A 12,207-nucleotide genomic window follows, 5' to 3' on the forward strand; every position below is an offset into this window, starting at 1 on the left:
ACGTGGAGCCATCGTAATGCCAGAACACCGCATTCACCGTGCTGTGAAACCACAGCGCTGCCTGCTCGCTTGCGCCATCGGCCTGCTCACGCTGCCCGCTGCCCAGGCGTTCGAAGTCGATACCAGCAATGAAAACTGGGCCGTGCGCTTTGACAACACCCTCAAGTACAACTACGGCGTGCGCACCGAAAGCGCCGACAAGCGCATGCTGGGCACGCCCAACAGCAACGACGGTGACTACAACTTCCGCAAGGCGGGTACCAACATCACCAACCGGGTCGACTTGCTGACTGAACTGGACGTGGTCTACCAGGGCAACACCGGGTTCCGCGTCAGCACCGCCAGCTGGTACGACAAGGCCTACGACAACACCGGTTCGAACAGCAACCCGTTCGTCAACGGCAACGGTGACCAGTCCGGCATCAACCCCAGCCTCAATGGCCTGCCCGGCACCGGTGTGCCGTTGGGCAGCCCGCACCTGAGCAACTACGCCCAGCGATACTACAGCGGCCCGTCCGGTGAAGTGCTGGATGCCTTCGTGTTCTTCAGCCGTGAAGTCGGCGAGGCCTCGCAGGTCAGCGCCAAGCTCGGCCAGCACAACCTGTTCTGGGGCGAAACCCTGCTCAACCCGGTGCACTCGTTGAGCTATGGCCAGTCGGGCCTCGACCTGGCCAAGCTGGCCGCCTCGCCGGGCACCGAGGCGAAGGAGCTGTTCGTGCCGCGCAACCAGCTGTCGACCTCGTTCCTGGTCAACTCTGAACTGACCCTGGGCGCCCAGTACTTCTTCGACTGGGACGCCGCCCGCTTGCCCGAAGCCGGAACCTACTACGGTGGCTCGGACGTGGTAGGCGAGGGCGCCCAAAGCTTCCTGCTCGGCCACACCGGTACCCCAGGGTTGATCCCGGTACGCGGCGCGCTGACCACCATCCGCCGTGGCCACGACCTGAAACCGGGCAAGAGTGGCGACTGGGGCATCATGGCCAAATGGTCACCCGAATGGCTCGGCGGCACCCTCGGTTTCTACTACCGCAAAACTTCCGAGATCCTCCCGCAGGCCTGGCTCGACACGCGCGGCATGACCGTCGCCAACGGCCCGTTCGGCAACCCGCCGGGCAGCCGCCAGGGTGCGGTCGGCAACCTGTACAACTCGCTGCAAAGCACGACTTACCAGTTCGCCTACTCCGACGACATCGACATCTATGGCCTGAGCCTGTCCAAGGATGTAGGCGGCATCAGTGTCGGCAGTGACCTGAACATCCGCCACAACATGCCGCTGGCGAGCATCCCGGCAATCGTCAGCGCCCCCGGCCAGGGTGGCCTGGGCGGCGGCTTCGGCCTGCTGCCGGCACGCCTGCCTGCCAGCGGCGTGATCTATGACGTGCCCAAGGATGGCGACAGCCTGAGCGCCACCGGCGATACCCTGCACTGGACCTTGAACGGCCTGATGACCATTGGCGATACGCCGCTGTTCGATTCGGCAACCCTGCTTGGCGAGCTGTTCTACAGCAACCTGCTCAAGCTCGATAGCCACAACGAGGCCTTGTACAAGGGCAAGAGCAGCTACCACGGCATCGACAAGGCCACCCGCGACAACTGGGGCATCGCTGTCAACTTCACCCCGACCTGGTACCAGGTGCTGCCGGGCATGGACCTGAGCATGCCGCTGTCGGTAAACGTCGGCCTCGACGGCGTGTCGCCGGTGCAGGGCGGCGGCGCCGAGAACACCGGCAACTATGCGGTGGGTGTGAGCGCCGCGATCTACAACCAGTACTTCGTCGACCTCAAGTACGTCGACAGTTTCGGTGAGACCAAGGCCTGCAAGGACGGCCAGACCGACGGCAGCACCCCCAACGCCCTGGACGGCGAACAGGATTACACCTGCTACGGCGGCGGTTATGCCTCCTTCTCCGGCGGTGGTGCCACCACCGAGGACCGTGGCGCCCTGTACCTGACCGTCAAGACGACCTTCTGAGTCATGTTTCCTACAGCCTACACAGGAAGACAACCATCATGAATTTCGTACGTACCCTGCTGGCCTCGTGCCTTTCACTGGCCGCGCTGAACGCTGCCCAGGCCGCCGTCTCCACTGACCAGGCCGCGCGCCTGGGCACCAGCCTGACTGCCATCGGCGCGGAAAAGGCCGGCAATGCCGATGGCTCGATCCCGGCCTACCAGGGCGGCCTGCAGACCCCGCCAGCCAGCTACCAGAGCGGCGCCAGCATGCGCCCAGACCCGTTCGCCAGCGACAAGCCGCTGCTGGTCATTGATGCCAGCAACGCCGAGCAGTACAAGAGCCAGCTGACCGCCACCACCCTGGAACTGCTCAAGCGCTACCCCAGCTACCGCGTCGATGTGTACCCGACCCACCGTAGCGTGGCGCTGCCGCAAGCGGTACTCGACAACACCCGCAAGAACGCCACGGCAGCCAACAGCAAGGAGGGTGGCACCGCGGTGGACAACGTGCTGCCGGGCATCCCGTTCCCGATTCCGCAGAACGGTGCCGAGGCCATGTGGAACTTCCTGCTGCGCTACCAGGGCGTGAGCATGACCGCCAAGTACGACTCGTGGAACGTCGATGCCGCCGGCAAGCCATCGCTGTCGACCACCGGCCAGGCCAATATCAGCTACCCGATCTACGAGGACATGGCCAAGCCGATTGGCGCCAAGGACACCTACTACCAGATGAAGCTGGTGTACACCGGGCCCGCCCGCCGTGCCGGCGAAGCGATGATGCTGCGCGATGCTGCCAACCCGCTGGTGCAGCCACGCAGCGCCTGGCAGTACCTGCCGGGCCAGCGCCGGGTCAAGCTGGCACCGAACCTGGCCTACGACACGCCCAACCCGGGCACCTCGGGTTCGGGTACCTACGATGACGTGTTCGTCTTCAACGGCGCGCTGGACCGCTACGACTGGACCCTGGTCGGCAAACAGGAAATGTACGTGCCATACAACACTTACCAGCTCACCTACAACACCGACGTCAAGCAGGTGATCACACCCAACCACCTGGCGCCGCAGTTCGTGCGCTGGGAGAAGCACCGGGTGTGGGTGGTGGAAGGCAAGCTCAAGGACGGCGCGCGGCACATCTACCACAAGCGCCGCTTCTACCTCGACGAAGATAGCTGGATCGCCCTGGCTTCGGACCAGTACGACGCGCGCGGCCAGTTGTACCGCGGCTCGTTCGCCTTCCTCACCCAGAGCTACGACAAACAGACCCCCGACGCCACGCCGTTCATGATCTACGACCTGATCGGCGGCACCTACAACCTCAATGGCGTGGTCGGAGCCTACGGCGGCATCCGCTACATCGACCCGCTGTCGAAAACCCAATGGTCGCCCGAGTCGCTGGCCGGCAACGGCATTCGCTGAACGCACACAGCAGAGGTGGCAATGTCTGTCTTCAAACGATGCAGCGTGGTAGTTCTGGCCTTGGCCACGCTGCAGGGCGCGGCTCACGCGGCACCCTTCACCGATGTGCTGGACTTGCCCGCGATGCCCAGCGCCCTGGTCGCCAGCAGCGCCTTGCGTGATGTAACCCTGGCCGGGCAGCGCCTGGTCGCGGTTGGCCCACGTGGGCACATCCTGTACTCCGACGACCACGGCGTGCACTGGCAGCAGGCCCAGGTGCCGGTCAGCGCCGACCTGAATGCCGTGAGCTTTGCTACGCCTGAGCTGGGCTGGGCAGTTGGCCACGATGGCGTGGTGCTGCACAGCCGCGATGGCGGAGTGCACTGGCAGAAGCAGCTCGATGGCCGGGTGCTGGCCGAACAACTGCCGGGTACGGGCAGCGACAATGCCTTGCTCGACGTGTGGTTCAGCGATGCCCGCAATGGCTATGCGGTCGGCGTGTTCAACCTGCTGTTGCGCACCGTTGACGGCGGCGAGCACTGGCAGCCTTGGCTCGACCACAGCGATAACCCGCAAGGCCTGCACCTGACCAGCCTGGCCGCAGTGGGTGACGAGCTGTACATCACCGGCGAGCAAGGCCTGCTGCTGAAGCAGGACGGCGAACGCTTCAGCCGCGTCGAAACACCTTACGCCGGCACACTGTTCGGTGCTGTCGGCAAGCCCGGTGTGCTGCTGGTCTACGGCCTGCGTGGGCATGCCTACCGCAGCACCGATGGCGGCCGGCAGTGGCAACCGGTCAGCACTGGCGTGAACACCAGCCTCACCGCCGCCGGTGTCGACCGTGACGGCCAGCTGTGGCTGGCCAGTCAGGCTGGCGACCTGCTGCTAAGCCGGGATGACGGCGCCAGCTTCAGCCCGGTGCCGCAAGGCGCCCGTGGCCCGGTGACTGCGCTCGCCACCGATACCGGCAATGGCCTGGTCCTGGTCGGCGAGCGGGGCGTCCGCAACCAGCCTGGCAACCCCACGCTGCACCCATAACAAGAGAAGACCCCGATGGCCGCTACCCGCCAAGACACCCTGCCGGTAATCCGCAACCTCGACGATTTCGACCCACGCTCAGGCAATGCCCTGGAGCGCCTGGTGTTCAACCATCGCCTGCCGTTCCTGCTGTGCATGCTGCTGGCGACCCTGGTGCTGGGCTACATGGCGCTGACCCGCCTGGAGCTGCGGCCCAGTTTCGACAAGATGCTGCCGCAGAGCCACCCCTACATCCAGAACTACCTGGAAAACCGCCCATCGCTGCGCGGCCTGGGCAACGCAGTGCGGGTGGTGGTTGAGAACACCCAGGGCGACATCTTTGACCCCGGCTACCTGCAGACCCTGCGCCACATCAACGACGAGCTGTTCCTCAGCCAGGGCGTGGACCGGGCCTGGGTGAAGTCGCTGTGGAGCCCGGCGGTGCGCTGGACCGAGGTGACCGAGGAGGGCTTCCAGGGCGGCCCGGTGATGCCCGACGGCTACCAGGGCGCGGCGGCTGACATCGAGCAACTGCGGCAGAACATCGAGCGCGCCAACATCGTCGGCAGCCTGGTGGCGCGCGACTTCAAGTCGAGCATGCTGGTCGTGCCGTTGCTCGACCAGGACTCGGCCACCGGCAAAGGCCTCGACTACCACGCCTTCTCGCAAAAGCTCGAACAACTGCGCAGCCAGTACCAGGCCAGCGGCCAGTACCGCATCCATGTGATCGGCTTCGCCAAACTGATGGGGGATCTGATCGACGGGCTGATCCAGGTGATGGCGTTCTTCGCCCTGGCGGTGCTGACCAGCCTGCTGATCATCTATTGCTATACCCGTTGCGTGCGCAGCACCTTGCTGGTGGTGCTGTGTTCGCTGACTGCGGTGGTGTGGCAGCTGGGCATCGTCGCCTGGCTGGGCTACGCCATCGACCCGTATTCGATCCTGGTGCCGTTCCTGATCTTCGCCATCGGCGTATCCCACGCGGCGCAGAAGATGAACGGCATCCTTCAGGACATCGGCCGTGGCACCCATCGCCAGGTGGCCGCGCGCTATACCTTCCGCCGCCTGTTCGTGGCCGGGGTGACTGCGCTGCTGGCCGATGCGGTGGGTTTTGCCGTACTGATGCTGATCGACATCCCGGTGATCCAGGACCTGGCCATCACCGCCAGCATCGGCGTGGCCGTACTGATCTTCACCTCGCTGCTGTTGATGCCGGTGGCGCTGTCGTATGTAGGGGTTGGCCGCAAGGCGGCCGAGCGAGCCCTGGAGATTGATGCTCGTTGGGGCCGCTCTGCGGCCCTTCGCGGGCATGCCCGCTCCCACAAGTATCGCGATAGACTTGAAGCCGACGCGGTCCCTGTGGGAGCGGGCATGCCCGCGAAGGGCTGCAACGCAGCCCCAATCAATCCCTGGCGCGTGCTCGACCGCTTCACCGAACGCAAATGGGCCAGCGCCGCACTGCTGGCGGCCCTGGCCCTGGGCGCCCTTGGCATCTGGGGCAGCCTGCAATTGAAAATCGGCGATCTCGACAGCGGCGCCCCCGAGCTGCGCGCGGATTCGCGCTACAACCTCGACAACGCCTACATCACCCAGCACTACGCGCTGTCCAGCGATACCTTCGCGGTGATGGTCAAGACCGCGCCGGAAGGCTGCCTGCAATACCAGACACTGGTCCTCGCCGACCGTCTGGCCTGGGAACTGCAGCAATTGCCGGGGGTGCAGACCACAGTGTCGCTGGCCAACGCCGTGCGCCAGATCACCGCCGGCACCTACGAAGGCAACCCGCGCCTGAACAGCCTGCAGCGCAACCAGGACGTGCTCAACTACGCCGCCCAGCAGGCCTCGGTCAACGCCCCGGAACTGTTCAACAACGACTGCTCGCTGATGCCGGTCATCGCCTACCTCAAGGATCACCGCGCCGACACCCTGGCCCAGGTGGCCGCGGTGGCCGAACATTTTGCCCAGGCCAACAGCAACGCCGACCACCAGTTCTTGCTCGCCGCCGGTAGCGCCGGCATCGAAGCCGCCACCAATGTGGTGGTCCGCGAGGCCAACCACCGCATGCTGTTGCTGGTGTACCTGGCGGTCACCCTGTTCTGCCTGATCACCTTCCGCAGCTGGCGCGCCACGCTGGTGGCGATCCTGCCACTGATGCTCACCTCGGTGCTGTGCGAGGCGTTGATGGTGGCCATGGGCATTGGCGTGAAGGTCGCCACCCTGCCGGTAATCGCCCTGGGCGTTGGCATTGGCGTGGACTACGCGCTGTACCTGCTCAGCGTGCAGCTGCATTACCAGCGCGCTGGGCTGAGCCTGGCCCAGGCCTACCAGAAGGCCGTGGCCTTCACCGGCCGAGTGGTGGGGCTGGTCGGCATCACCTTGGCGGCCGGCGTGGTGGGCTGGGCCTGGTCGCCGATCAAGTTCCAGGCCGACATGGGCCTGCTACTGACCTTCATGTTCCTGTGGAACATGCTCGGCGCGCTGGTGCTGATCCCGGCGTTGTCGCATTTCCTCCTGCGTGGCCAGACCGCCCCGGCGCCTGCCGAGGCCCAGGCCACGTCGCTTTCGCAAACCCAAGAAACCGAGTGCTCGCCTCATGTCTGATTACCTTCCGCCACTGCGCGACATGGATTTTCTGTTCAACGAAGTGTTCGACATCCCGGCCTGGTGGGCGCAAACGCCCGCCCTGGCCGAGCAGGTCGATGGCGAAACTGCCCGGGCGGTGCTCGAACAGGCCGGCAAGCTGATTGCCGAGGTGGTGGCGCCGCTCAACCGCAGTGGCGACGAGCAAGGCTGCCGCTGGGAGGCCGGCAAGGTGCGTACCCCCGATGGCTTCGCCGATGCTTACCGGGCATTTGCCGCCGATGGCTGGGTCGGCGTGGCCGGTGCCCCGGAGTACGGCGGCATGGGCATGCCGAAAGTGATCGGTGCCCAGCTTGAGGAAATGCTCAATGCCGCCAACCTGTCGTTCGGCCTGTACCCGATGCTGACCGCCGGGGCCTGCCTGGCGCTGCTCAACCATGCCAGCGAGCCGTTGAAGGCGCTGTACCTGCCGCCCATGTACCAAGGGCGCTGGACCGGTTCGATGTGCCTGACCGAGCCGCACGCCGGCACCGACCTGGGCTTGATCCGCACCCGCGCCGAGCCGGTGGCCGATGGCCGCTACCGCATCAGCGGGACCAAGATCTTCATCACTGGCGGTGAGCAGGACCTGACCGAGAACATCATCCACCTGGTACTGGCGCGGCTACCGGATGCACCCGCCGGGGCCAAGGGCATTTCGCTGTTTCTGGTGCCCAAGGTGCTGGTCGACGCTGACGGCGTGCTGGGTGAGGCCAATGCAGTGAGTTGCGGTTCGATCGAGCACAAGATGGGCATCAAGGCCTCGGCCACCTGTGTGATGAACTTCGACGGCGCCATCGGTTACCTGGTCGGCGAGCCGAACAAGGGCCTCAACGCCATGTTCACCATGATGAACTACGAGCGCCTGGGTGTGGGTATCCAGGGCCTGGCCCTTGGCGAACGTTCCTACCAGGGCGCTATCGCCTATGCCCGTGATCGCCAGCAGGGCCGTGCGCCGAGCGGCGCCGAAGCACCTGGTCAGAGTGCTGATCCGATCATCGTCCACCCGGACGTGCGGCGCATGCTGCTGACCATGAAGGCGCTGAACGAAGGCGGGCGGGCTTTTTCCACCTATGTGGCACTGCAGCTGGACCTGGCCAGGTACAGCGAAGCCCCGGTCGCACGCGCGCAAGCCGAGGCCAAGGTCGCGCTACTGACGCCGGTGGCCAAGGCCTTCCTCACCGACATGGGGCTGGAGACCACCGTGCACGGCCAGCAGGTGCTGGGTGGCCATGGCTATATCCGTGAGTGGGGCCAGGAGCAGCTGATCCGCGACTGCCGCATCACCCAGATCTACGAAGGCACCAATGGCATCCAGGCCCTCGACCTGGTGGGGCGTAAACTGTTCGCCGATGGCTGCGAGGCGTATCGCTGCGTGTCCCACGAAATTACTGCCTTTGCCGAGGTGCTGCCCGCGGCGTGCGCGGAGTTCGGCGCGCCGCTGCTGGCTGCAGTGCGCAACCTGGACGAACTGACCGCGTGGTTGCTCGATCGTGCCCAGGGCAACCCGCGTGAGCTGGGCGCCGCGGCGGTGGAGTACCTTCAGGTATTTGGCTACACCTTCTACGCCTACCTGTGGGCACGCATGGCCTTGGTTTGCCAGTGTCATGCGGCTCCGGAGCCGTTCCACCTGAGCAAGCTGGGCACCGCGCGTTTCTACTTTGCCCGCCTGCTGCCACGCATACATTCGCTGAGCGCCAGTGTGAAGGCCGGTAGCGACAGCCTGTACCTGCTCGAGGCCGGGCAACTGTGAAGGCCGCCGACATGATCACCACTCGCATCATGCCCGCGGCGGAGCAGGCTTATGCCTATCCGCTGCTGATCAAGCGCCTGCTGCTGTCGGGCGTGCGCTACCAGCCCAACCAGGAAATCGTCTACGCCGACAAGCTGCGCTACACCTACACCACCTTGCTCGAACGCATCCAGCGGCTGGCCAACGTGCTGACCGCCGCCGGGGTCAAGCCAGGTGACACCGTAGCCTTGCTCGACTGGGACAGCCACCGGGCGCTGGAGTGCTTCTTTGCCGTGCCGATGCTGGGCGCGGTGCTGCACACGGTTAACGTGCGGCTGTCCACCGAGCAGGTGCGCTACACCATGAACCATGCCGAGGACTGCCTGGTGCTGGTGCATGACGACTTCCTGCCGTTGATGGCACAGCTACGCGATGAGTTGCCGACGGTCGAGGGTTTCATCCGCCTCAGCGATGGCGGCCACGCAGCGCAGGCCGTGCCGTTGCTCGGCGAGTACGAAGCGTTGCTGGCGGCTGCCGAGCCGCAGTTCGACTTCGCCGATTTCGACGAGCATTCGCTGGCCACGCTGTTCTACACCAGCGGTACCACCGGCAACCCCAAAGGCGTGTACTTCAGCCACCGGCAACTGGTGCTGCATACCCTGGTCGAGCAAGGCACCCTGGCGGCCTGCGGCGAAGTGCCGCTGCTGCGCAGCGGCGACGTCTACATGCCTATCACACCCATGTTCCACGTGCATGCCTGGGGCGTGCCCTACGTGGCCACGGCGCTGGGCATCAAGCAAGTCTACCCCGGGCGCTACGAGCCCAATCGCCTGGTGCGTCTGTACCGTGACGAGGGCGTCACGTTCTCCCATTGCGTGCCCACGGTGCTGCAGATGATGCTGGACAGCGAGGAAGGGCGGTGCGGCGACCTGCGCGGCTGGAAGATGCTGCTGGGCGGCAGTGCCCTGACCCTGGGCCTGGCGCAGCGTGCCAGCGAGCGTGGTATCAGCGTGCACTGCGGCTACGGCATGTCGGAAAGCTGCCCGCTGCTGAGCATCACCCACCTGAGCGCCGAGCTGCTGGCACTGCCCATGGCGCAGCAGCTGCCGCTGCGTATCGATGCCGGTGTGCCGATTGCCCTGGTAGACCTGCGCATCGTCGATGCTGAAGGCAATGATGTGCCACATGATGGTGAAAGCCAGGGCGAGATCGTGGTGCGTGCGCCTTGGCTGACGCAGGGCTATCTGCACGAACCGGAGCAGGGCGCCGCGTTGTGGCTGGGGGGCTGGATGCACACCGGCGACCTGGCCTGCATCGACCCGGCGGGTGTGCTGCGGATTCGTGACCGGATCAAGGATGTGATCAAGACCGGTGGCGAGTGGGTCAGCTCGGTGGCGCTGGAGAACCTGATCAGTCAGCACCCGGCTGTCGCTTCGGTAGCAGTGATAGGCATCCCGGACCCGCAATGGGGTGAACAACCGTTGGCCTTGGTGGTTCGTCGTGACGGCATGCTGTTCGACCAGGCGGCATTGGCCGGGCACCTGCAGCCGTTTGTCGACAGCGGCCACCTGAACAAATGGGCGATACCGCGGCAGCTGCGTTGCGTGGACGAGATCCCCAAGACCAGCGTTGGCAAGATCGACAAGAAACGGATCCGGCAGGCATTTCTCTGAATGGTGGCAGAACCGGCTGATGGCACCGGCTGCGCCGGTGTTCGCGGGCGCGCCCGCTCCCACAGGTATGGCGCATTCCCTCAGCTGATGGGGTCCCTGTGGGAGCGGGCATGCCCGCGAAGCAGGCGACGCGGTGCAGGGTACTCTGGTCCGGGCAATATGCCGACGCCGAGCGATTACCTGAGCAAGAAAGCGGATGCAGCCAGGGCTGTGGATGCGTACAGTAGATTGATCGCAACCTGGCAGGAGCCTGTTATGTCCAGCGCATTCACTTTAATGCAGTCGCCCGTCGGCACCTTGACCCTGGTCGCACGTGGCGAGTGCCTGGCTGCCGTACTCTGGGAAGAGGAGCGGGAAAACCGCGTGCGCCTTGGCGCCATGCACCGTGACGACCAGTGCCCGGTGCTGCTGGAAAGCGCCCGCCAGCTCGGCGAGTACTTTGCCGGCAAACGCCAGCGCTTCGACCTGGCGCTGGATTTTGCCGGCACCCAATTCCAGCGCCAGGTGTGGGCCGCGCTGTTGGCGATACCGTTCGGTGAAACCCGCAGCTACAGCGACATCGCCCGGCAGATCGGCAACCCCAGTGCGGTGCGCGCGGTCGGCGCCGCCAATGGTCGCAATCCGATCTCGATCATCGCGCCATGCCATCGGGTGATCGGGGCATCGGGCAGCCTGACCGGCTTTGCCGGCGGCCTGGCGGCCAAGCAGTACCTGCTGGCGCTGGAGGGCCGGCAAAGCCTGGCACTGGACCTGTAAGCCGTCAGCCGAACCAGCTGGCGACCAGACAGGCCAGCAGGGCCAGCGCCGAGCCAGCCATCAGGGTGTACTGCCGTTGGGCACGGCGTGCATGAGGCTTGACGGCGCGCAGGTACTCGCCGGGGGTCGGCGCATCGGGACGGTGGCGTAAACCCTCGACCACATCGGCCATTTGCCCCTGGATGAGCAAACCCGTCAGGTAGTAGGTACAGCCATAGCTCAGCACCGCCAGAAACAGATAGATCATGCCGGGTGGGGCGCCAGGGGGGCGGTCACGGCCCTGGCGGTGGCGGTGTCCAGCACGATCAGCCCTTCGCTATGATCATCCAGGCTGGCCAGCAAGCGCCCCTGGCTGTCCCAGGCCGCCGAGCCGCCGGCGCCAATGAAGGTGTCGGCCGGCCCCACGCAGTTGGCCAGCAACACCGGCATGCCCAGCTCGCGCGCCACCTCGGGGTAGTGCAGGTACCCCTCGCGGATGCCCTTGGCAGTTTTCGCCACGCTGACCAGGTACAGGTCGGCACCGTGTTCCCGCGCTGCGGCCGCATGCGCCATGAACATCGATTCGTAGCAGATTGCAGGCGCTACCCGGTGCGTCCCCACCTGTAGCAGCAAGGCTTGGTCGCCAGGGGTGAACCAAGGCAGTTCATCATCATGCAGGCGCCGTTTGGCATAGGCCTGGCGCGGTGCCCCGGGGCTGAAGATCGGCATGCCAATGCGGATGCCATCGGGCGATGGCAGTGGCAGGCCGACGGCGGCAGTGATACCCAACCGGTCGCAGGCTGCCTGCAACGGGTCCAGTTGCGCCGAACTGACTGGCAGGGCGGCCTGGCGCGCGATGCCTGGCTCATAGCCGCTCAGCGACAGTTCGGGGAACACCACCAGTTCGGCGCCCAGGGCCGCGGCTTGCTCGATGCAGGCCAGGTGGCGTTGGAGGTTGGCGTGTACATCGCCCTTGAGCGACGCCAGCTGCACGGCGCACAGTTTCATGAAAACCCTTCCCTGGTACAGGTTGAAGAGCCGAGCATACTACCGGCAGCAACACCTGTTCCAGTGAAGGGATTT

Annotated in this window: 9 protein-coding genes; 7 read left to right on the forward strand and 2 right to left on the reverse strand. The window is 65.4% G+C overall.

What is annotated here, in order from left to right; translation table 11 throughout:
• Window positions 1-16: 16 nt before the first annotated feature.
• From CAF70_RS07435 to CAF70_RS07465, 7 genes are all read left to right on the forward strand, one after another.
• Window positions 17-1,972, forward strand: a complete 1,956-nt coding sequence (locus tag CAF70_RS07435) for a DUF1302 domain-containing protein (protein WP_085627051.1) — start codon at window positions 17-19, stop codon at window positions 1,970-1,972.
• A gap of 38 nt (window positions 1,973-2,010) precedes the next feature.
• Window positions 2,011-3,369, forward strand: coding sequence for a DUF1329 domain-containing protein (locus CAF70_RS07440; RefSeq protein WP_085627053.1), 1,359 nt, complete (start codon window positions 2,011-2,013; stop codon window positions 3,367-3,369).
• Window positions 3,370-3,390: 21 nt separating this feature from the next.
• Window positions 3,391-4,386 carry a YCF48-related protein gene (locus tag CAF70_RS07445; protein ID WP_085627054.1) on the forward strand — a complete coding sequence of 332 codons (996 nt, stop codon included), beginning with the start codon at window positions 3,391-3,393 and terminating at the stop codon, window positions 4,384-4,386.
• A 15-nt stretch (window positions 4,387-4,401) separates the two neighbouring features.
• Window positions 4,402-6,966 carry an RND family transporter gene (locus tag CAF70_RS07450; RefSeq protein ID WP_085627056.1) on the forward strand — a complete coding sequence of 855 codons (2,565 nt, stop codon included), beginning with the start codon at window positions 4,402-4,404 and terminating at the stop codon, window positions 6,964-6,966.
• Entirely contained in the window at window positions 6,959-8,737 is a 1,779-nt protein-coding gene (locus CAF70_RS07455) for an acyl-CoA dehydrogenase C-terminal domain-containing protein (RefSeq protein ID WP_085627058.1), read from the forward strand. Before CAF70_RS07450 ends, CAF70_RS07455 begins: the two co-directional genes overlap by 8 nt.
• 11 nt (window positions 8,738-8,748) lie before the next feature.
• Window positions 8,749-10,389 (forward strand): fatty acid--CoA ligase, encoded by a 1,641-nt coding sequence (locus CAF70_RS07460; protein ID WP_085627112.1) that lies wholly within the window; start codon window positions 8,749-8,751, stop codon window positions 10,387-10,389.
• Window positions 10,390-10,644: 255 nt separating this feature from the next.
• Window positions 10,645-11,145 carry a methylated-DNA--[protein]-cysteine S-methyltransferase gene (locus CAF70_RS07465; protein WP_085627060.1) on the forward strand — a complete coding sequence of 167 codons (501 nt, stop codon included), beginning with the start codon at window positions 10,645-10,647 and terminating at the stop codon, window positions 11,143-11,145.
• 4 nt (window positions 11,146-11,149) lie between these two features.
• Here CAF70_RS07465 and CAF70_RS07470 read toward each other — a convergent pair whose 3' ends face one another.
• Window positions 11,150-11,392: a hypothetical protein gene (locus tag CAF70_RS07470; protein ID WP_085627062.1), complete on the reverse strand. Its 243-nt coding sequence runs from the start codon at window positions 11,390-11,392 to the stop codon at window positions 11,150-11,152.
• Window positions 11,389-12,132, reverse strand: coding sequence for a carbon-nitrogen hydrolase family protein (locus CAF70_RS07475; RefSeq protein ID WP_085627064.1), 744 nt, complete (start codon window positions 12,130-12,132; stop codon window positions 11,389-11,391). Before CAF70_RS07475 ends, CAF70_RS07470 begins: the two co-directional genes overlap by 4 nt.
• Window positions 12,133-12,207 lie beyond the last annotated feature (75 nt).

The sequence above is a fragment of the Pseudomonas sp. B19(2017) genome, from assembly GCF_002113165.1.
Taxonomy (GTDB): domain Bacteria; phylum Pseudomonadota; class Gammaproteobacteria; order Pseudomonadales; family Pseudomonadaceae; genus Aquipseudomonas.

Coding starts and splice junctions, on each gene's coding strand:
- CAF70_RS07435 (WP_085627051.1), top strand. CDS start 17: ATGCCAGAACACCGCATTCACCGTGCTGTGAAACCACAGCGCTGCCTG.
- CAF70_RS07440 (WP_085627053.1), top strand. CDS start 2,011: ATGAATTTCGTACGTACCCTGCTGGCCTCGTGCCTTTCACTGGCCGCG.
- CAF70_RS07445 (WP_085627054.1), top strand. CDS start 3,391: ATGTCTGTCTTCAAACGATGCAGCGTGGTAGTTCTGGCCTTGGCCACG.
- CAF70_RS07450 (WP_085627056.1), top strand. CDS start 4,402: ATGGCCGCTACCCGCCAAGACACCCTGCCGGTAATCCGCAACCTCGAC.
- CAF70_RS07455 (WP_085627058.1), top strand. CDS start 6,959: ATGTCTGATTACCTTCCGCCACTGCGCGACATGGATTTTCTGTTCAAC.
- CAF70_RS07460 (WP_085627112.1), top strand. CDS start 8,749: ATGATCACCACTCGCATCATGCCCGCGGCGGAGCAGGCTTATGCCTAT.
- CAF70_RS07465 (WP_085627060.1), top strand. CDS start 10,645: ATGTCCAGCGCATTCACTTTAATGCAGTCGCCCGTCGGCACCTTGACC.
- CAF70_RS07470 (WP_085627062.1), bottom strand. CDS start 11,392: ATGATCTATCTGTTTCTGGCGGTGCTGAGCTATGGCTGTACCTACTAC.
- CAF70_RS07475 (WP_085627064.1), bottom strand. CDS start 12,132: ATGAAACTGTGCGCCGTGCAGCTGGCGTCGCTCAAGGGCGATGTACAC.